Here is a 20,091-nt window from a genome sequence, read left to right on the forward strand (position 1 = left end):
GCGGAAAATCGGGGCACCGAACAGGCCAAGCGGCTTCCGCTTCAGCCCAATTCCCGGTACACAACGGCCTATCGAGGAGCCCCGTCATGACCATTGCGCCGCATCACAGGATCTATACCTGTTTCTTCCTGTTTGCCGTGTCGCTCGGCGCGTTGCTCGCCCGCATGCCGGATCTGCAGGTGGCGCTTGGGGTCAATAAATCTGAGCTCGGGCTGACGCTGATCGGCATGGCGATCGGGGCGCTGATTTCGCTGACATTCTCCTCGCCGCTGATCGCACACCTTGGCGCGCGGACCACGGCCTTCATCACCATTCTCGGCACGGCCGCTTCGTTTGCGATCGTTCCCTGGGTCGGTGCCGCGCCGCTGGTGTTCTGTGTGCTTTTTGTCGCCGGTCTGCTTGCCGGCGCGCTTGAAATCAATCTCAATGTCGAGATCGACCGGCTCGAAGCGCGGCTCGGGCGTGGCATCATGAACAGGGCGCATGGTTTCTGGAGCCTCGGGTTTTTCGTTACCGCGCTGATTGCCTCTTTCGTGCGCCAGGGCGAAATCCCGATGCAGCTTCATCTCGCGGTGACGTTCGCCGTCGTGCTGGCCGTCGGCCTCTTTGCCATATCGGGCATCCGCAATGCGCCGGCCCGCGCCGTGTCGCATGAGGCAAAGGCGCCGCTGTTTGCCGTGCCGACCCTTGGCCTCTTGCCGCTCTGCATCATCGGCATCGCCGCCTTCCTCGTCGAAGGCGCGGGCATCGATTGGTCGGCGATCTACATGCGCGACGTCTTTGCCGTCGAGCCGTTCATTGGCGGTCTCGGGCTGACGCTGTTCACCTTCTTCATGGCGATCGCCCGGCTGTTCATCGATCCGGTCGTCGACCGGTTCGGCGCCCGCAACGTCGCCTCGGTCTTGCTGGTCCTGTCGGCCATCGGTCTCACCGCCGTCTGGCTGGCGCCACATGCCTATATCGCGCTGTTCGGTTTCGCCCTGATGGGCGGCGGCTGCAGTGCGGTCTATCCACTGGCGGTCTCGGCCGCTGCCCAGCGCACCGACAGGCCAGCACAGGTGAATGTCGCAGCGCTCGGGCAGGTGACGTTCATCGTCTTCTTCCTCGCGCCTCCTCTGCTCGGCTTCATTGCTGAACATGCCGGCATCCGCACATCCTATCTCGTCTGCCTGCCGTTGATCATCTATGCGCTGTTTTCGGTGAAGGCGCTGGCACCGCGGCGGGGATCGCAAGGGCTGGTGCAGGCTCCAGCCGGCGGCGTGCCGTCCGATCATCTGCCGATGTAGGCCAGTAATCCCTCCACCAGCGCATCGAAGGTGGCGCGGCATCGTGGCGTGGTTTTCAGGTTTTCGTGCATGACGACGAAGGTTTCGAGCGGCAGTTCGAACTCCTGTTCGAACACGCGCACGATATCCGGATCACGCCTGGCGAGCTGAACCTGACAGACGCCGATGCCGAAGCCGGCGCGGATGGCCGCCAGCTGGGCCAGATTGCTGTCGGCGCGAAACGAGGGACGCATCAGCTCGATCAGCGGCACGCGCCTGCGGATGGCCCGGACAAATGCGCTTTCGCGGTCAAAGCCGATGGTCCGGTGATCAAACAGGTCTTCCAGCTTGTCCGGCATACCGTGTTTGTCGAGATAGCGACGGTGGGCGTGCAGTCCCAGCGGAATGCCGCCGATCCGGCGAGTGATCAAGGCGTCCTGTTGCGGCTCGACCATGCGCACGGCGATATCGGCTTCCTGGCGCAACAGGTCTTCGACGGCATCCGACAGCGACAGCTCGATGACGAGGTCCGGATACCGCTCACTGAGCGCGGTCAGCATCGGTGGCAGCACCTCGATGCCGATCACTTCACTGGCGCTGATCCGCACGGTGCCGCGCACACCGCTGCCCTGTCCGGTCGCGGCCCTCAGCAGAGCGGCCGCGTTCGAGGCCAGCTGTTCGGCATGCGATCTCAGATCGATCGCCGCCTCCGTCGGAATCAGCCCCTGCGGCGAGCGGATGAACAGCTGGAAGCCCATGATGGTTTCCAGCGCATCGATATGCCGGCCAATGGTCGGCTGCGTCAGCCCCAGTTCGCGCGCGGCAGCGGACAGCGATCCTTCCTGCAGCACGGTCAGGAAGGTGCGGTAGAAATCCCAGCTGGGTTCACTGTTGCTCATCTATTTTTGTATATCATCTAAATATTTTTCGGCAATTCCGTTTAATTGGAAAGAGTTCAGGATGATCTCCGTCGAACAAGGAGATCAGATATGATTGAGGATGCAAAACAGATTGCTCTTATCCTCGGCGCCACCGGCGGTATCGGAGGCGCGGTTGCCCGTAACTTGAAGGCCCGTGGCTGGGCGATCCGTGCGCTCCATCGCGATCCCGCCAAGGCGGCCGCAAAAAGCGAGCATTTCGATTGGGTGCAGGGCGATGCGATGCGGGCGGACGATGTGCTTGCCGCAGCCCGTGGAGCAAGCCTGATCGTCCATGCCGTCAACCCGCCGGGCTACCGTAATTGGGGCACGCTGGTCCTGCCGATGATCGACAATACGATCGCGGTGGCCAAGGCAACCGGTGCCACGGTTCTGCTGCCCGGCACGATCTACAATTTCGGCCCCGACGCCTTTCCACTGCTCCACGAAAAATCGCCACAGAACCCCGTAACCGCCAAGGGAAAGATCCGCGCCGAGATGGAGCGGCGCCTGGAAACCGCATCGCAAGAGGGCGTTCGCGTCATCATCGTCAGGGCAGGGGATTTCGTTGGTCCGGGCGCTGCCAATAGCTGGTTTTCGCAAGGGATGGTCACACCCGGCAAACCGGTGGCCAGCGTCACCTATCCGGGCCGCAAGGGCACCGGCCATCAATGGGCCTATCTGCCTGATGTGGCCGAGACGATGGCGCGCCTCATCGACCGCCGCGAAACGCTGGCACCCTTCGCCGTCTATCACATGCAGGGTTTCTGGGATGAGGACGGCACACGTCTGGTCGCCGCGATCCGCCGCGCCAGCGGCAACCCGAACATGAAGGTCAAGGCGTTCCCCTGGTGGATGATGCCGTTCGCAGCACCTTTCGTGCCGTTGCTGAAAGAGCTGCGGGAGATGCGCTACATCTGGCAGGAGCCGTTGCGCATGCCCAATGACCGGCTGGTTGCCGCCATCGGCGCCGAACCCTGGACCCCGATCGACGAGGCCGTCCGCGCCTCGCTGGCCGCCCTTGGCTGCCTGCCGCCGGAACTGGCGATACCGCAAAGGGCTTTGCCGGCGCCTCGTCAGGGCGAGACGGGCGAGGTGACGGCATGAGCGCTTGCGCTGCACCCCGCCGGTCTTGCCGCGCGGGGCGGGCTGTTGCCTGAAAGGCAAGTCAGTTCTTGAAGACGATGCAGGCGCCGCCGGTCGTACGGATTTGCGTGCACACGGCGTCGGCGTCGGCCCGCGTCTGGCGGCCGATGCGGGCGGTATAGCGCAGCCGGTTGCCAAAAGCCCGGTTGCGCTCGCGTTGGATCAGCGGCTTCTCCGCATTGAGCGGTGAGGGCATGCGGCTGACGGTGGTGAGAAACAGCCGCTGCGCCACGGACTTCTGGAAATGCGCTGACAATTGCGCGCCCCAGGGTGCCCAGGTGCCTTCCTCCTCGAATTCTACCTCCTTGAGGCGCCGCTTGTCGGCAAGGGCCGTGCAGGCATCGTAGAAGGATTTACCCTTGTCGAGCCTGAGATCAAGCGCTGCCGGCGGATTGTCCTTCCATTCCTCGATCGGATGGGCGGTGATGGCGAGCACATAGGCGCGGGTTTCAGACGGCAGATTGCCGGTTGCCAGAAAGCTGCTCAGCCCGCCTTCACCGGCATTGTAAGCGGCGGCGGCAAAGCCGAGATTGCCGAAGCGGTCGCGCAACACATCGAGATACTCGGCCGATTTCCCCAAGGCTTCCAGCGCGTCGAAGCTGTTATTGAGGCCTCTCAGCTTGGCGGTCGAGGGAATGAACTGTGCGATACCCTCGGCACCCTTCGGGCTCACCGCATCCGGCCGGAACAGGCTTTCCTTCCAGATCAGCCGGGCAAAGAAATCGGGCGGCAGCGCATTGGTTTCGGCGAAATGGCCAAGTGCGGTGCAGATGTCACGGCTATAGCTGCGGGCGCGGACGCAGAGCGTCGCCGTCCCGGTATTTGTAGAATAGACACAGGGCGGCGCGCGCCACTCCGGCTGCGCGATGGCGCTCGGAGCGTGCGAAAACGTCCCGACGAGCAAGAAGGCGGCAATCAGCGTTGCCCACCAAGCCCGTTCGTACCGCCGTCTTTTGTGCTTCATCCGCTCGGGGACCATTCGCTTCGACGGCCCTTGATAGCATCGATCAGGCGGTTTCGGGAGACGCTTTTGTTTTCTCGGGCAGGGTCAGTTGCATGAAGGTTAGGTCCAGCCAGCGACCGAACTTGGTGCCGACTTCCTTCATCTGGCCGGTGATCTCGAAGCCGAGCTTTTCATGCAGGCGGATGGAGGCTGCATTGTTGGCCTCGATGCCGGCGACCATCACGTGCTTGTCGCAAGCCGCAGCCCGCTCGATCAGGGCCTGCATCAGGAGCTTGCCGATACCGCCGCCGCGCTGGTTCTTCTCGACATAGACCGAATGCTCGACCGTATGGCGATAACCGTCGAAGGCGCGCCAGTCGCCGAAGGAGGCATAACCGGCAATCGTGCCGTCATCGGTCACCGCCACCAGCACCGGATAGCCGAGACGCCTGCGCTCAGTGAACCATGTGGCGCGATTTTCGAGGTCCACCTGCGTGTCGTTCCAGATCGCCGTCGTGTTGAGCACGGCATCATTGTAGATGTCGCGGATGGCAAGCAGGTCGGTCTCTTCGGCGTCGCGCAGGTGCATCAGGGGTCTCCAGCAATTTTCCGAAGCTCTAAGCCGCGAGATCGGTGTTGTACAGTCGGTAAATCAAGGATCGGCGGAAACTGTTCAGGCACCCTTGTTCAACTCCGCAGCAGCGATTTCGGCAACATGAAGAGCCGGTGCCGGATCGCCGCCGTCCTCGAGAAACCAGGCAGCGGAAAGGCCCGCATAGGCGATGATCCAGCGCAGCAGCCGTTCGGGCGCAAGGCCGGATTCCTTTGCTACGATGGGAAGCTGGCGGCGCAGTCTTGCGGGGTCCTTCGTCCTCGGCAGGGCCGGATTGCAGAACAGGTTGGCATAATCGTAGCCACGCTCGCCAAACAAGCCCTTCGGGTCGATCGCCAGAAAGCCCCGGTCTTCGAAATTGAGAATATTGCTGTGATGGATATCGCCATGCAGCACGCCGACTTCGCGGGGCTCCGCAAGCAGCGCTTTTGCGACAGCGTCCGAGGTGCTGAACATGCCGCCATGGGCTGAAGATGCGGCTTCCAGTGCACGGAACCAGATATCGAGGGAAACAAGCTCGGGATGGGGTTTTGCAGGCGGCCTGTGCAGTGTGCGAACAGTCTCGCAGATCATCCGGCTTGCGGCGTCGTCGTCGCCGTTCATCGCCATGGTCAGCAGCGAGCGCTTGCCTTGCGCCCGCTCAAGCAGGATCGCATCACCGTCATGGGCATAGACCTTGGCGGCGCCTTCGCCATCCCACCATCGCATCAGCAAACCGCCGCGTGATTCCTCGGCTATGGTCGCAACCTTCAGTATCGCGGGAAGGCCTTGCCAGCGGACGGGGAGGAGGTGACTGGAGTGGGTGACGACGGGGGTACCGTCCGGTACGAGCGCCCAGGCCTGGATGAAATGGTCGAACATTGCGCTTCTTTCGATTACCTCCCCTTGAGGGGGGAGGTCGCCGCAGCGCGGCGGGTGGGGGTGACCGCCGCGAGCGCTATAATGGATTGCAGCACGCTGAAAATCACCCCACCCCGGCACTTACGTGCCGACCCTCCCCCTCAAGGGGAGGGGGATGTTCAAGCGACCTGCTGCTCAAGCACCGGATAATCCGTATAGCCCTTGGCGCCGCCGCCGTAGAAGGTGGCCTGGTCCGGTGTGTTGAGTGGCGCGTTGTCCTTGAGGCGCTCGACCAGATCCGGGTTGGCGATGAACGGCTTTCCGAAGGCGACGAGGTCGGTCTTGCCGTCCGTGACGGCCTGGATCGCGAGATCGCGGTCGTAACCGTTGTTGGTCATCCAAGCGGCCTTGCCACCGGCCTTTTCATAGGCGTCGCGGAGCGCTACGTAGTCGAATGGCTTGTCGCCCTGCTGGAAGTCGCGTGGGCCGCCGGTCGCGCCCTCGATGATGTGGATATAGGACAGCTTGTACTTGGCCAGTCCCTCGGCGACATAGGTGAACAATGTTTGCGCGTCGGGATCGGACGAGTCGTTGGCAGGCGTCACTGGCGAAATGCGGATGCCGGTGCGGCCTTCGCCGATTTCCTTGGTGATCGCGTCGACGACTTCAAACAGGAAGCGGGCGCGATTTTCGATCGGGCCACCATATTCATCGGTGCGGACATTGGAGCCTGAGCGCAGGAACTGGTCGATGAGGTAGCCGTTGGCGGCATGGATCTCGACGCCGTCAAAACCGGCATCGATCGCCGCGCGGGCGGCCTTGCGGTAATCTTCGATGATGCCCGGGATTTCCGAGAGTTCGAGCGCACGTGGCTCGGATGTCTCGGCAAACGTGCCGGTGCCGTCTTCGTTGATCAGATAGGTCTTCGACTTCGCTTGGATGGCGGATGCCGACACCGGCTTGCCGCCGTTCGGTTGCAGCGTCGTGTGCGAGATACGGCCGACATGCCACATCTGCACGACGATCTTGCCGCCGGCCTTGTGCACGGCCGCGGTCACCTGTTTCCAGCCATCCAGCGCTTCCTTGGTGTAGAGGCCGGGAACGTCGGCATAGCCCTGGCCCTGATGGGTGATGGCGGTCGCCTCGGTGATCAGGAGACCGGCTGAGGCGCGCTGTTCGTAATAGGTGACGTTGAGTGTGTTCGGGACGGCGCCCGGCGAGCGGTTGCGCGTCAACGGCGCCATCACGATGCGGTTGGCAAGCTCGATGTCGCCGATCTTGATCGGGTCGAAGAGGGAAGTCATGGGAAGTCCTTTTCGTTTTCTGCGGGGGGATGTTTATCTTGGGAGGATAAAACGTTGGACAAGGCTGCTTGTCAGAGCGTGTTGCCGATGTCTTTCAGGAACGCTTCGATTGTGTCTTCGTTCCGCTTGTAGAAAATCCATTGGCCGACACGTTTGGTGGTGACCAGATCGGCACGCTGCAGGATCGACAGATGGCCCGAGACAGTCGATTGCGACAGGCCGCAGCGCTCAAACTGGCTGGCGCAGATACCCATGTCCAGTGGATGATGCTGGCTGGAGAAATGCACTTCGGGCTCTTTCATCCAGCCGAGCATCTCGATGCGCTTGGGATGCGCCAGGGCTTTCAAGATTTCGTCTTTGTCCATCGGTCTACTCTGTATCGTTAAATTCCGATATAACGATATGTAGATCGGTATTTGCCGATATTCAAGTCACGTCTTTGTGAAAGATGTTTGGGAAGGGAAATTTGGGCAAAAAAAGAGGGCCACTGGAGGACAGGGCCCTTTTAGATGTGAAGGTTATAAAACCTCCAGAGGGGAACAGCTGCTGCGGTGGCACTGGGAGGAAAAGGACCACCATGTGCATCAGCTGAATTGGATGTGGGAAGGGTGTTGGAAAAATTCAATGCCGCATGCCAAGAAAATATTGCAACCATAGGGACGCGGTTGAAATCTGGGCAAAAAAAGAGGGCCACAAGAAAAACTTGGGCCCTTTATAGTTATGAAGGTAATTAAACCTCCAGAGGGGAACAGCTGCTGCGGTGGCACTGGGAGGAAAAAAGCCACCAAGATGCATCAGCTGCAGTCGGTATGATGGTTTTTTGGGCTACTCGCAATCATTTAATATGCATGACAGCCATGTGTGGGACGCACTACTGCGCAATTTTCAGGCGATTTCAATTCCTTGCACGCCCCTCAAAGCTGGGGATGTGGAAAAAAATCAGTTAAAACAATAGTTTGTCTAGGGGAAAGGTAGAGAACGTTTTTTGTGCAAGTGCGAAGGACGCATCAGAAGGCCCAGTTACGGGCCTTCGCGACGATGAAATCACGGAAGACTTTCAGCTTGGCAGCGTTCTTCATCTCGTCCGGATAGCAGAAATAGGTATCGAAGGACGGAATCTCGGCACCGATCGGAAGTTGAATAAGTCCGGGATCGCGGCCGACGATGTAGTCCGGCATCATGGCGATGCCGATGCCGAGTAGGCAGGCGCGTTTGATCGAGGTCTGGCTGTTGATCTGCAGGTGCGAGGGGCGGGGATTGTCCGAATCCCGTCCGGCGATCTCCAGCCAGTTGACGTCGAGAAGATAATTGGGGGCCGGCTCGCCGAAGGTGATGATCCGGTGGTTATCCAGATCCTCGACCGACTGCGGCTCGCCGAACTTGTTGATGTAGGAGGGCGCCGCATAGACGTGCATGTGCACGGTAAACAGCTTGCGCTGGATAAGGTCGGACTGCTGCGGCTGGCGCAGCCGGATGGCGCAATCGGCATGGCGCATGTTCACATCCAGTTCCTCGTTGTCGAGGATCAGCTGAACCTGCATGTCGGGATAAAGTGACAGGAATTCCTGCACCTTGTCGGTCAGCCAGCCCTGGCCGAGACCCACCGTCGTGGTGATGCGCAGCTTGCCGGACGGCTTGTCGGTGTTTTCGGTCAGCTGGACCTTGACGCTTTCCAGCTTCATCAGCACTTCATGGGCGGTGCGATAGAGGATTTCGCCCTGTTCGGTGAGGATCAGGCCGCGGGCATGGCGGTGAAACAGCTTGATGCCGACATCCTGCTCCAGAGAGCTCACCTGGCGGCTGATGGCCGATTGGGACAGGTGCAGCTTGTCGGCCGCATGGGTGAACGATCCCGCTTCCGCCGCCGCATGGAAAATGCGCAATTTGTCCCAGTCTAGCGGCATGGTGTCCCCCAAAGGTGCTCGTGGCGGAAAACGGCCTGGTGTTTTCCGCCATAAGGCTGATTGTCTGTTCCCACTCAGGAGCGGCCTTTGACCGCTCCCATTCTTCGCGGCTTCTATTCGGCCGCAATTGCGACAGGCATATGGCCCGCCAGATATTTTTCAGCTTCAAGAGCGGCCATGCAGCCCATTCCGGCAGCGGTGATCGCCTGACGGTAGATATCGTCGGTCACATCGCCGGCCGCGTAGACACCAGCCACATCCGTGGCCGTCGAATCCGGCGCCGTCCAGAGATAGCCGTTCGGCTTCAGGCGCAGCTTGTCCTTGAACAGTTCGACCGCCGGCGCGTGGCCGATGGCCACGAACACGCCGTCGATCGGCATGTCGCTCGTTGCACCCGTCCTAGTGTTGCGCAGCTTGACGCCGCTGACCGAGGCAGGCATCGGCGGCTTGGCGGCAGCACCGGTATATTCGGTCACTTCATGATCCCAGATGATCTTTACGTTCGGCTTGGCAAACAGCCGCTCCTGCAGGATCTTTTCGGCGCGGAAATGATCGCGGCGGTGCACCACCGTCACGGTCTTGGCGAGGTTGGACAGGTAGAGCGCTTCCTCGACGGCAGAATTGCCACCGCCGACGACGATGACGTCCTTGTTGCGATAGAAGAAGCCGTCGCAGGTGGCGCAGGCCGAAACCCCAAACCCCTGGAAGACCGGCTCGCTCTCGATGCCCAGCCACTTCGCCTTGGCACCGGTCGCGATGATCAAGACGTCGGCGGTCCAGTCGGTGCCGCTGTCGGTCTTCAGCCGGAACGGGCGCACCGACATATCGACATCGGTGACGAGGTCGTTGACGATTTCGGCGCCGACATGCTGCGCCTGCTTCAGCATCTGCTCCATCATCCACGGTCCCTGGACCGGATCGGCATAGCCCGGATAGTTCTCGACATCGGTGGTGATCATCAACTGGCCACCCTGTTCCATGCCGGCGATCAAAACCGGATTGAGCAGCGCGCGCGCCGAATAGATGGCAGCGGTATAGCCGGCCGGGCCTGAGCCGATGATGAGAACTTTGGTGTGTCGGGCAGTCATGGGCCAGGTCCTGTCTTTCCCGTGCATGCGCACGGATTATCCGTCGTCGGTGAAGCCTACATTTATGAACGCAGGCCCTTCATATTCAAGTGCGGGTCCGACTTTACCAACAGTACATGCTGAGCCTGCGCACTTTTTTATCGCCATCGCGAAATTTTCTTGCGAGTTAGGCCCAATTTCGGGCAGATATGGCCGACTCATATTGAACAAGGGGCGCACGTGTTTCGCACTGAGCTGGATGCCATCGATATAAAGATCCTGCGCGAACTGCAGGGTGACGGGCGTATGACCAACGTCGAGCTCGCGCAGAAGGTAGGAATCTCCGCTCCTCCATGCCTGCGGCGTGTTCGCAAGCTGGAGGAGGGGGGCGTCATCAAGGGTTATCACGCCCTGCTCAGCGCACCTTCGCTCGGTTTCGATCTGGTGGCTTTCTGCATGGTCGGTCTGAAGCATCAGTCGGAAGCGGACCTCAAGGCGTTTGCCGCCGCGACGAATGCCTGGCCGCTGGTCCGCCAGGCCTGGATGGTCTCAGGCGAAAGCGATTTCCTCCTGCACTGCGTCTCGGAAAACCTGACGGTCTTCCAGGACTTCGTCATCGAGGTGCTGACCGCCAACGAACGTGTCGATACCGTGCGCACCATGCTGACGATCCGCCAAGTTAAGAGCGTTGGGCTGGTAGCGATTTAAGGCTCCGAATTCGCGCGTAGAATGTCCCCGTGCTTTCCGTGAAGCGAACAAGGATGGTTCAGGTTGGTCCTAGCCTAGCCCGCGCGTTAGTTCGGATGCTTCTCCAAACTCTCGCTGGCGCTGTTTTGCGGCGAGCAGCCGCCTTCAACTGGCGAATTTGCGCTGCGTCGAGTTGCTGATGCTGGCGGGGCGCCCAAAGGCACTCAATATCCTCCGCACTTGCGGTCCAGCGGCGTGGGGTGCATTCGTAGAAACGATAGCGCTCATCATTTTCAGGCAGAAGATCGACGTCCGGTCTCTGCCGCGGGTTGAGGAGGCCGGACAGCGGCACATGAATAATCTGGGCCTTCGACAGCCAGGCCGCAACCCAGGAAAATGTGCTGACGGCAATAGCGATCTGGTGAGACCGGCGCAGCACTTCGAAATCGATCAAGGCCCCCCGGCTCGGCTGGAAGATCGAGCCAGCATACCGTTCCCGGAGCCGCTGCGAATAAAAATCATCGCCCAACTGCCCCATGAACACCGGCTTTGCGCCGGAGGTCTTGATAACCTGGTCGATGAACGAGAGAGGCACCGGGCCGTAGTCATCGTGTTTCCGGTCGAGGATTTCAGCTCCGCGAACGTTGATGACCACATGCTCAGGCCCGTATCCCACGGCATCAACTGTCTCGGCGTTAAACACGGCCTCGTATCGTTGGCGTGTGCCGTAGTTGCTCATCTGGAAGCCCAGGCCGTGCATTTCGCAGTCGCGTATTTTTCCGGCACGGATCAAATTGGCCAACTGGGTAGCATCGATGTAATTTTGACCACGAAAAATCAAAGGTTTTGGTGAAAAATCAGGGGGTACGGGCGCTTTGATGTTCCACAATGGAAGATTCTGGCCGAATATCTCCATTTTACCGGCCTGATCGCCTACGCTAAGGGCAAACATATACTGCAGCATCTGGTTTCCCATGTTTCCCAATGGGCGGATACTCATGCGCGCGGTCATATCGAGTGGTCTCGTTGTTGGTGCTGGTGAAAGCGTTATAAGAACGCCTCTGTCAATTCTATTGCAATTGAACAAAACTGCAGTGCTTACCGTTAATTTCGGCGTGAAGTGTTAACGCCAAGCTGCCCTCAAAGCCTTTGCCTCCACAGCGAATGCTTCGCCACTCGTTCTCCAGCCCGGGTAATCTCGAGCAGAAGCGATTTCCTTCTTTCCTGCATGACCGGGGGATCTGGTGATTTTCCAAGACTTGGTCATCGAGGTGCTGACTGCCAGCGGACACACCTCTGCAGTCCGCACCACGCTGATGATCCGCTAGAAGAAGCGCGTGGGCTGAGATGTTGCTGTGGGCTTTCCAGCCACTACTTCTGGGGCGACCAGTGGGACGTGCCGTCCACGATAGATTTTTTGATATTTCTGGTGTCACGCCAATCCCGCCCGATGTCGACCGCGATGTTGTAGACGGATTTTCCGGTATAAACGTAGTTTCTGAAGGGCGAGACATAGCGCGTCAGGGCCGGGTTTTTGTTTGAGCGGGCCTGTTTTTCCGGATCCAGGCTCAGGTCCATCAAGCTGGCCCATCGGCGAGCGAAATCTCCCCTGATAAACGACGGGCTGACGGTGAATGAGGGCACTTTCCGATACAAAGGAAGGTCCAGACCGCAGACATTGTATTTCACTTTAGCATAGTGATAGACGCCACGTTTGCTGATGTCCCAGTTTTTTTCCTTGCATATCAACGAGATCTCGGCTGTTGCCGGATCTGAAAAAAATCCGAGGATCGATGCGTCGATGTCCTCGGCGAGATTCCAGTCATCTTCCAGATGAAATAGGACTTCGCCTGTCGATTTTGACCAGAGTCGCTCCACGGCGGCTGCATAACCCGGCTTTTCTGGCGTGTAGATCACGCATTCAGGATAGTATCTGCGCATGATGTCGCAGCACTGCGCTTCATCCTGATCATCGCCCCACAATGGGTCTATGTTGATCGAGACACGGGAAATCATGAAGTTCTTTAGGAGTCTAGCCTGGAAACTCTCCATTGTCGCGGCAAGAAGATCCGGCCGTCGGGTAGCAACAATGGTCAGTTCAATGGCTGTCATGATAGATCCTGGCGTGGTGCAGATGTTGCGAGCGGGCGGTTTTTTCTTCAATTAAGGATATGGATAGTGTAAGTCAATCGCCGCGCGGAATGGTCGATCGTATTGATTTTTCGACCTAATCGGCTGAATATATGGGAAATTCAGCGTGTTCGCTTTCGCGCGAAGATGGCTGCCGGCATGTTCTGTTGCTGCATTTCTGCTGTGATCAGGGAAGCTTGGCGCTTTGCCGTATCGTCAGGACTTTCCTGTTTCAAGGACATTCATGCAAAAGATTGACATCGCTCTCATCTGTGGACGGCGGCCGGAACTGCTCTACGATACGCTCCACTCGTTCGAGAGAAATCTTTTCCGCCACTTCAGCATCGATAACTGCTACGCAAACATCGACCCTTTCTGTGGTGATGAAGAAGACGGCCGGCTCTGCCGCGACATGATCCTCGATTATTTCCCGCGTGCGCGGATAACAGAGCCACATACGCCTAGCTTCGGCCAGGCCGTGAAAACGGTTTGGGCGCAGGTGCAGTCACCGCTGGTCTTTCACCTGGAAGATGACTGGCTTGCGCTCGAGAGCATAACCCCTCACAATGTCCTGCCTCTGTTTGAGGGTGCCACCAGAGCAGCGAAGCTGGTCTGCAAAGAAGACAAGTGGAATGGTATTGACCAGTTTCACACGGGAAAGCGGAAGTTCGGTATAGCCGGTATGACGCTGTGGCGCAGGAGATACAATATGTTTGGCACAGGCCCTTCATTCTTCTCCTCGGAGTTTATCCGCCAATGCTCAACTCTCATGAATCCGGATCTGGATCCGGAAAGACAGATGAGACCGCCCCATAACATGCCCCTGCATCGATATGTGCGGCAATTCCGATGCCGGGTTATGCCGGGGGTAAACCAGCCCGAACTGATCGTTGATACCGGCCGCGAGTGGCGGAAAAACAGGGATATCGCGAAGATCATAGCCGACGGGAAAAGTGTTTGGAGTGCCGGCGCCAGCCAGATTTCGTAGTGGCTGCACAAAACCGGAATGACCGCATCCTGACATGACCTGCCGCTATTTGGAAAGGTTGAAAGGAAATGCGAAAAGTAAAGGTTTTTGCCGCTTCCGTTGGGCAGGAATTCGGTAAATCAGCTGAGAACTACGGCGACAACCTGATGGCCGACCTTCTCCGTGAGCTGTTCTCGTGTGAACCGGTATATGTAAAAGAGTCAGAAGCTGAGCTGCTCGGTGTCGGTAGCCTTCTGGACATCTACTACAAGCAGCACCACAAGGATAAGCTGGGATTTTTGCATAAACGTCCCTGGAGAACATTGCATGTCTGGGGGGCAGGGTTCATCAGTTCGGGTACGGAAGCTCTGTGGCCGCAGCAACTTGTTATCGACGCGGTGCGCGGTGAACTGACCAAGGCGAGAGTTGCGCCTGAAAGACCCGTGGCACTCGGCGATCCAGCGCTGCTTTTACCGCTGATTTGGCCCAAGAAAGTGACCTCGACTGCCGAGGTAGCGATCATCCCTCATTTCGTCACCTATCAGAATTTTGTCTCCCGGTATGGCGCAAGCCTGCCCAAACACTGGAAGATACTGAACCTGCTGGGGGATCCGAAACAGATCACCGATCAGATCTCCTCCTCGGATTATATCGTTTCCAGTAGCTTGCATGGGCTCATTCTTGCTGACGCCTACGATATTCCGTCCTGCTGGATGGAGCCGCATGGTGAATTGAAAGGCGATGGTTTCAAGTTCATCGACTATTTCAGCTGTCGTGGCGCGCCTATCGCGGGGCCAATCGACTTCGAAACTTTTCTGTCAGGCTTCAAACATGGCGTCCGCGATGGGGCTGCGTCCGTGCCTTCGCCAGAGCGAATGAGCGCTCTCCTTCAGTCGTTCCCCTTTCGCTGACCCGGATTTGGAACATCTGTGAATATCAGGCATTCCCATGCTTTGGGGCTTGCGCTGGGCGAAATCGCTTCTTGTGAACGTAGGCAATGAACTTGTCCTGCATCAATCGCCGCTGTTTGGTCAGGCCGTAGAACCATTTTCGCTTGTTGGTCTTTCTGCCGCGTCCAGCACTTGCAAGAATCTGGCTCGCCGCTTCGGTCGTTGTTACCGGCGGTGGCGTAAAGGAATAGCCGTGACCGGTGCGGGTCAGCCAATGGCGGAAATAGTTGTCCACTGGCGCGAATATCTTGCGGTGCTGCTCGACGAAAAGCCGGGCTCCTTCGCGCGACCAGACGATGGCGCTGGTCGTCATCGGAAAATAATGGGCGGCGACAAGCTCGCATTGATGCCCGCCGATCTCGTAGCGTTTCAGCGGTGTAGCGATCTTCAGCTTGCTGTTACCGATATTGATCAGCAGCCATTTGGGATCGATCGCATCCAGATCGGTAAGCGCCTTTTCCAGCAGTTCTACTGGATTGCAGAGCGGCAGCGCGTCATCCTCCAGAACCAGCGCATAGCGGGCGCCGGATTGCAGGAAGCGTTCCGCGACTTTCAAATGGCTGTGGTAGCAGCCGATTTCGCCGCCGACGAGGCGGCGGCCCATGTAGCGTTCGGCATGCGCTTCATCGTAATCTGCGACCGTCGAAAGATCGAGAGGCCGGCCATCGACTGCGGATATGCGCTCAAAGGAGATGCCGAAATCGGTGAGCCGCGCGCTGATGGCTTCAAGGCGGTCATTGCTGCCATCCAGATTGATGACGTAGGTTTCAAGCGACTGCATTTTACCCTTTCCGGCGCAGGAGAAGCCGCAAGGTTCGCGGCCGCCGCTTTCTGTCAGGACTTTGCGGCGTTCGTGCACGTAATATACGGCATCCCCGCTTGCAATATCGCGGTTGAGCCGCGGATAACAAGTATGGATTCCGAGCGGGATGAATTATCGGAAGTTCTTGCGGGGGAAACCGTGTGTGCCCGGTCGAGAGCTCGGGGCAGCCAAGATTTGCTGGACAACGGGTTGCAGGCCCTTGTGCAGCTATGGCAAGGGTAGGATAAGGGCGCAACTGCCCATAGATGCCGGCTCAGGTATTCCAGGCGGCAGAAAGCAAAGTGCGGGATAAAGACCAATGCGGGTTCATCAGTATATTTTCGGCAAGGATGGCGGCGCGGAGAAATTCTTCGTGCATCTGGTCGGTGCGCTTGCGCGGCGCGGCGTCGAGCAGACAGCCGTCATGCGCTGGAATCGCAGATGGCGCGAGGATGTGGAGCCGCATGCACGTGTCATTCAGAGCAACTTCCGCAATCTTTCTGCCGATCGCATCCTGCTGCCGATGAAGGTGCTGTCGATGGCGCGGAAGGACAAGGTCGATGCGATCATTTCATGGTCGACCCGCGGCGCCCGGCTCATGCCCGCCTATAATGGCGCGATCAAACTGTCGCGGCTTGGCGACTATCCGACCCATCTCGGTTATTTCAAGAATACCGACATTCTGGTGTGCAATACGCCCAGCATCGGCGATCACGTGCGTAAGCTCGGCTGGACGCGCGGCGTCGAGGTGATCTCGAATTTCACCGACACGACGGCCGTCGCGCCGATTGATCGTGCCTCCGTCAATACGCATGAAGGCGTACCCATTGTTATGACGATGGGGCGTTTCGTCCTGCGCAAGCGCTTTCACCTGCTGATCAAGGCTATGGCGGCGGTCCCGGACGCGGTTTTGTGGATCGCCGGCGATGGCGAAGAGCGTGGTGCAATCGAGGCGGTTATCCGCGAGCACAAGATGGAAAACCGCGTGCGCCTGCTCGGCTGGCACAAGGACACCCGGCCTTTTGTTGCGGCGGCGGATATCTTCGTCATGCCATCCAGCCACGAGCCGCTCGGCAACGTTATTTTTGAAGCCTGGGCGCAAAAAAAACCGGTCATTTCCTCACGTTCGGAAGGCCCGTCCTGGTTTGTCCGTGATGGCGAGAATGGTCTGCTCGTCGATATCGACGATGTTGCCGGGTACACGCGTGCAATCAACCAGCTGATCGCCCAGCCGCAGCTGGCCGCAAGCATTGCCGAAGCCGGCCGCAACACGCTGGTTGGACAATTTTCGGAAGAGGCCGTGGCCAACGCCTATATCGAACTGTTCAAGCGCAAGCCTTGAGACTTAAGCTCAACCTAAAGTAGTGGATTCATCCAGCGCAGAGTTGACAAGTAAAGCGTAATACAGTGTATCCCAGTCAAGCCGGGGGCGGCTTTGTAGGGGTGGGGCAAGCTGTATGAGTGATTTTTTAAAGCGTTTCGGGCGCCGGTCGATCGAGGTTATGCCCGATGCGGTATTTGAGCGCTATACCAATGGACGAAATAAATTAAGGGGCTATCAGCACAGGGTCGCCGTTGATAGTCAGCGTAATATCATTCATGTTCAGGACCCGACGGGCGAGATTAATATCTGCCGTCGATATCGCCTGTGGCTTTACAAGAAGTCGGTAAAGGGCAGGTTTAAAGAACTGAACCGGACCTATTTGCTGCATCGAATCGACGGTGATCTGTCGGGCGCGTTCATTGATTGCGGAGCCAATGTCGGAGAGCTTGGTTTTTTCGCCCGTGAAAATAACCTTCAATACCATGCCTTTGAACCTGAGACGTTGGAGGCTGACTGCTGCGATCTCAACAATTTCTCTGGGCTTGCCAAAACGAACCGGGTGGCTCTCTGGAATGAGAAGACAACGCTCTCTTTCTATTCCAAGCCGGATACGGGCGACGGTTCAATCATTGAGATGAACGACTTCGATGGGATCAAGAAAGTTCAGGCAATTCGACTGGATGATTTCGTGGCGGAGCACCAGATTAACAGCATCGCCGTTATGAAGATCGAGGCCGAGGGGGCTGAGCCGGAAATTCTTGCCGGCGCATCGCAAGCGTTGTCCATGACCCGTTATCTGACGGTCGACTGCGGCTTCGAGCGGGGACGATACAAGGAAAGCACACTGACGCCGGTCATCAATGCAGCAACGAAAGCGGGCTTTTCCGTTGTCGATTGGAATCCTTCCCGTACAGTGTTCCTGTTCAAGAACGAACGAATTTAATCACCGCATGCTTTGGTAAATATTGCCGAGCAATTTCGCTTCGCCCTCGATGCTGAAGTTTTTCAGCACGTGGGCGCGGGCCTGGTTCGATGCTGCCTGACGGCGCTTGTCGTCATCCATGAAGAGGGCTGTGGCCTCTACCATGGCATCGACGCTGTCGCGGCCAATGATGACACCCGTTTCGTCCTGATCGATGACCAGCAATTCCGGGAATGCGCCGACATCGGTGGCTATAACCGGTACCGCAGTGGCCATGGCTTCAAGCGGGGTAAGCCCGAACCCTTCCCATCGTTGCGGGGCAATGAAAAGGTCCAGCGCTTGATACCATTGGTTGATGTTGGTGTGTTCGCCGACGAACAGAATGCGCTCAGCTAGGCCGGCAGCCTTAACTTTGGCCTTCAGGCCGTTTTCGAAATCCACATGCTTGCCAGTGGCGCGGCCCGCCACGATTGCAATCCAATTGGGGCGGGTGGGCAAAAGGCGAATCATCGTATCGACGAAGATATCCGTTCCCTTCTGGTGCCGTACCCGGCCGAAACAACCGACGATATTCTTGTCCGGATCGAGGCGGCGTGCATGCTTCTCTGCAGCTTTATCCGTTGGTGGCGAGAAACGATCCGTATCGATGCCATGCATCACGACATTATTTTCCACCGTCAGATAGTTCGCGGTCTTGCCGCTGGTGGCGATCACTTTGTCCATCTTGGAAATCAGCCATTTCGTCCAGCCGGTGTGGCGTCTCTGCGAGGCTGAGGTGAAGACGATCTTCAAAGGCATGCGCAGCACGTCACGCAGAAAGATTGCCGGCAGCATTTCGATATTGCGGCGGGCATGCCAGATGCGCACGCGCTTACCGCAGGGAGGCGTCCACAGGCGAAACATGTCCCGGTAGCCGATATGCGGCAGGCTTGCCGGCAGGCCGGGGCCAAGCGCTGCGACCTTCTGGCCAAGCGCCCGCTGCACCGGGATCAGCTGGATGATCGTCGAGGTAACGCCGGAAAGGCGGTGCTTGAAGTTCGGCGCAATGATCTCGACGTCGTTGATATCTTCCACGCTTGGAGCCTTTATGTATCGTCTAACAGAAAAAAGCCCGGAGGCGTTTGACGCGCCGTCCGGGCTTTTGAATGGACTTGCCGGAGATCAGCCCCAGTTGATCGCAAGGATCTCGTAGGCCTTCGAGCCGCCGGGTGCGACCACCTCGATCGAATCGCCCACTTCCTTGCCGATCAGCGCGCGGGCAATCGGCGAGGAGATCGAGATGCGGCCCTGCTTCACATCGGCTTCCTGGTCGCCGACGATCTGGTAGGTCCTGTTCTCTTCGGTATCCTCATCGATCAGCTTGACTGTGGCGCCGAATTTGATTTTCGAACCGGACATCTTCGACAGGTCGATGACTTCGGCGCGTGCGACGTAATCCTCGACTTCGCCGATGCGGCCCTCATTGTGGCTCTGGGCTTCCTTGGCCGCATGATATTCGGCGTTTTCCGAAAGGTCGCCATGGGCGCGCGCTTCGGAAATCGCTTCGATGATCCGCGGGCGCTCTTCCTGCTGGCGCCACCGCAGTTCTTCCTGCAACTTGGCGAATCCGCTTTGAGTCATCGGTACTTTTTCGACCATTTCACTGTCCTTCATAGTCCATGCTTGCCCGCTTCAGGCAGGGCTTAGCACAAAAGAAAACGGTCACCGGAGCGTTAACTCTGGAACCGTCGGAAACATTTGAACAATGCTTATAGCAGAAAGCGGAGTGCAAAAGCCAGATTAATCGGAGGAGGGCGCAGGCCGTCAGACCTTCATCCTGCGCCGGAAACGGATTGACGGGAACAATTCACAGGCGTGCTCGTTCGGTCTTCAAGATGAAAACCAGCTGAGGCGGCGCAATATCGCGCCCCAGATCAGGGGCAGAAAGTGAGGACCAGATGATGCAGGAAAACAGCCGTCCGCAGGACAGATTGAAGCTTTACCGGCTCGTTCCGGTTGCCCGCGCCGGCGACCCGAATTGGGACAGCGCCGAAAACCAGGGAGAGATCATCGTCCGTGCCTTTTCGCCGGCTGATGCCCGTATTACAGCCGCAGAGGCTGAACTCGATTTTACCGAGATCGACGCGGCGCCGGCCGAAGGCAATTCGACCCGCGACGCCAGCGCCTTTCGCAACGAGCGGCTCTACGCGGTGGTCGAAATGCTGGACCAAATGGGCGTTGCAGCGACCGGCCCGCGGGGCGTCGTCGAGGGTATCGTGTCCGTCGGTACGATCAAGCCAACTCAGATTTTGTAATATAACCGAGGAGAGA

At 58.4% G+C, this 20,091-nt stretch carries 21 protein-coding genes; 8 read left to right on the top strand and 13 right to left on the bottom strand.

Annotation, left to right across the window (positions count from 1 at the left end):
- Positions 1-86: 86 nt before the first annotated feature.
- On the top strand, positions 87-1,286 hold the full coding sequence (locus ACP7E0_RS01045; RefSeq protein ID WP_426122384.1) for an MFS transporter: 1,200 nt from the start codon (positions 87-89) through the stop codon (positions 1,284-1,286).
- Here the strand turns inward: ACP7E0_RS01045 and ACP7E0_RS01050 are convergent.
- Entirely contained in the window at positions 1,271-2,164 is an 894-nt protein-coding gene (locus ACP7E0_RS01050) for a LysR family transcriptional regulator (RefSeq protein ID WP_426122385.1), read from the bottom strand. The two genes, ACP7E0_RS01045 and ACP7E0_RS01050, sit on opposite strands and share 16 nt — an antisense overlap.
- Before the next feature lie 90 nt (positions 2,165-2,254).
- Between ACP7E0_RS01050 and ACP7E0_RS01055 the strand changes: the two genes are divergently transcribed.
- A complete protein-coding gene (locus ACP7E0_RS01055) occupies positions 2,255-3,289 on the top strand; it encodes an NAD(P)H-binding protein (RefSeq protein WP_426122387.1) in 1,035 nt (344 codons plus the stop codon).
- A 61-nt stretch (positions 3,290-3,350) separates the two neighbouring features.
- Here ACP7E0_RS01055 and ACP7E0_RS01060 read toward each other — a convergent pair whose 3' ends face one another.
- The 7 genes from ACP7E0_RS01060 to trxB all read right to left on the bottom strand — a co-directional run bounded on the left by ACP7E0_RS01060 (position 3,351) and on the right by trxB (position 10,020).
- A complete protein-coding gene (locus tag ACP7E0_RS01060) occupies positions 3,351-4,292 on the bottom strand; it encodes a lytic transglycosylase domain-containing protein (protein ID WP_426122389.1) in 942 nt (313 codons plus the stop codon).
- A gap of 43 nt (positions 4,293-4,335) precedes the next feature.
- Positions 4,336-4,860, bottom strand: coding sequence for a GNAT family N-acetyltransferase (locus ACP7E0_RS01065; protein WP_426122391.1), 525 nt, complete (start codon positions 4,858-4,860; stop codon positions 4,336-4,338).
- 84 nt (positions 4,861-4,944) lie between these two features.
- Complete coding sequence (locus ACP7E0_RS01070) at positions 4,945-5,745, bottom strand: aminoglycoside phosphotransferase family protein (RefSeq protein ID WP_426122393.1); 801 nt, start codon at positions 5,743-5,745, stop codon at positions 4,945-4,947.
- 158 nt (positions 5,746-5,903) lie between these two features.
- Entirely contained in the window at positions 5,904-7,028 is a 1,125-nt protein-coding gene (locus ACP7E0_RS01075; RefSeq protein WP_426122395.1) for an alkene reductase, read from the bottom strand.
- A 71-nt stretch (positions 7,029-7,099) separates the two neighbouring features.
- A complete protein-coding gene (locus ACP7E0_RS01080) occupies positions 7,100-7,393 on the bottom strand; it encodes an ArsR/SmtB family transcription factor (protein WP_426122397.1) in 294 nt (97 codons plus the stop codon).
- A gap of 642 nt (positions 7,394-8,035) precedes the next feature.
- Complete coding sequence (locus ACP7E0_RS01085) at positions 8,036-8,932, bottom strand: LysR family transcriptional regulator VtlR (protein WP_113245712.1); 897 nt, start codon at positions 8,930-8,932, stop codon at positions 8,036-8,038.
- A 113-nt stretch (positions 8,933-9,045) separates the two neighbouring features.
- Complete coding sequence (gene trxB / locus ACP7E0_RS01090; protein WP_426122399.1) at positions 9,046-10,020, bottom strand: thioredoxin-disulfide reductase; 975 nt, start codon at positions 10,018-10,020, stop codon at positions 9,046-9,048.
- Positions 10,021-10,239: 219 nt separating this feature from the next.
- Between trxB and ACP7E0_RS01095 the strand changes: the two genes are divergently transcribed.
- Positions 10,240-10,707, top strand: a complete 468-nt coding sequence (locus tag ACP7E0_RS01095) for an Lrp/AsnC family transcriptional regulator (RefSeq protein ID WP_426122400.1) — start codon at positions 10,240-10,242, stop codon at positions 10,705-10,707.
- A gap of 58 nt (positions 10,708-10,765) precedes the next feature.
- On the opposite strand, the gene ACP7E0_RS01100 is transcribed toward ACP7E0_RS01095, so the two are convergent.
- A complete protein-coding gene (locus ACP7E0_RS01100) occupies positions 10,766-11,698 on the bottom strand; it encodes a hypothetical protein (RefSeq protein WP_426122401.1) in 933 nt (310 codons plus the stop codon).
- Between the two features lie 359 nt (positions 11,699-12,057).
- Positions 12,058-12,798: a hypothetical protein gene (locus tag ACP7E0_RS01105; protein WP_426122402.1), complete on the bottom strand. Its 741-nt coding sequence runs from the start codon at positions 12,796-12,798 to the stop codon at positions 12,058-12,060.
- Positions 12,799-13,060: 262 nt separating this feature from the next.
- On the opposite strand from ACP7E0_RS01105, the gene ACP7E0_RS01110 reads away from it, so the two are divergent.
- Both ACP7E0_RS01110 and ACP7E0_RS01115 read left to right on the top strand, forming a co-directional pair.
- Complete coding sequence (locus ACP7E0_RS01110; RefSeq protein ID WP_426122404.1) at positions 13,061-13,804, top strand: hypothetical protein; 744 nt, start codon at positions 13,061-13,063, stop codon at positions 13,802-13,804.
- A gap of 68 nt (positions 13,805-13,872) precedes the next feature.
- Positions 13,873-14,694: a polysaccharide pyruvyl transferase family protein gene (locus ACP7E0_RS01115; RefSeq protein WP_426122405.1), complete on the top strand. Its 822-nt coding sequence runs from the start codon at positions 13,873-13,875 to the stop codon at positions 14,692-14,694.
- Between the two features lie 25 nt (positions 14,695-14,719).
- On the opposite strand, the gene ACP7E0_RS01120 is transcribed toward ACP7E0_RS01115, so the two are convergent.
- A complete protein-coding gene (locus ACP7E0_RS01120; RefSeq protein WP_426122406.1) occupies positions 14,720-15,514 on the bottom strand; it encodes a glycosyltransferase family 25 protein in 795 nt (264 codons plus the stop codon).
- 340 nt (positions 15,515-15,854) lie between these two features.
- Here ACP7E0_RS01120 and ACP7E0_RS01125 point away from each other — a divergent pair, with 340 nt between their 5' ends.
- Positions 15,855-16,877, top strand: a complete 1,023-nt coding sequence (locus tag ACP7E0_RS01125) for a glycosyltransferase (RefSeq protein ID WP_426122407.1) — start codon at positions 15,855-15,857, stop codon at positions 16,875-16,877.
- 115 nt (positions 16,878-16,992) lie between these two features.
- Positions 16,993-17,802, top strand: a complete 810-nt coding sequence (locus tag ACP7E0_RS01130; protein WP_426122408.1) for an FkbM family methyltransferase — start codon at positions 16,993-16,995, stop codon at positions 17,800-17,802.
- Here the strand turns inward: ACP7E0_RS01130 and ACP7E0_RS01135 are convergent, their stop codons facing one another.
- Both ACP7E0_RS01135 and greA read right to left on the bottom strand, forming a co-directional pair.
- The gene (locus ACP7E0_RS01135) at positions 17,803-18,855 is read right to left on the bottom strand and encodes a glycosyltransferase family 4 protein (RefSeq protein WP_426122410.1); all 1,053 of its coding nucleotides are present in this window, start codon (positions 18,853-18,855) and stop codon (positions 17,803-17,805) included.
- Positions 18,856-18,942: 87 nt separating this feature from the next.
- Complete coding sequence (greA, locus tag ACP7E0_RS01140; protein ID WP_426122412.1) at positions 18,943-19,419, bottom strand: transcription elongation factor GreA; 477 nt, start codon at positions 19,417-19,419, stop codon at positions 18,943-18,945.
- Between the two features lie 302 nt (positions 19,420-19,721).
- On the opposite strand from greA, the gene ACP7E0_RS01145 reads away from it, so the two are divergent.
- Positions 19,722-20,075, top strand: a complete 354-nt coding sequence (locus ACP7E0_RS01145) for a hypothetical protein (protein WP_426123011.1) — start codon at positions 19,722-19,724, stop codon at positions 20,073-20,075.
- The last annotated feature ends 16 nt before the right edge of the window (positions 20,076-20,091 follow it).

Source organism: Pararhizobium sp. PWRC1-1, assembly GCF_049897905.1.
Lineage (GTDB): Bacteria > Pseudomonadota > Alphaproteobacteria > Rhizobiales > Rhizobiaceae > Pararhizobium.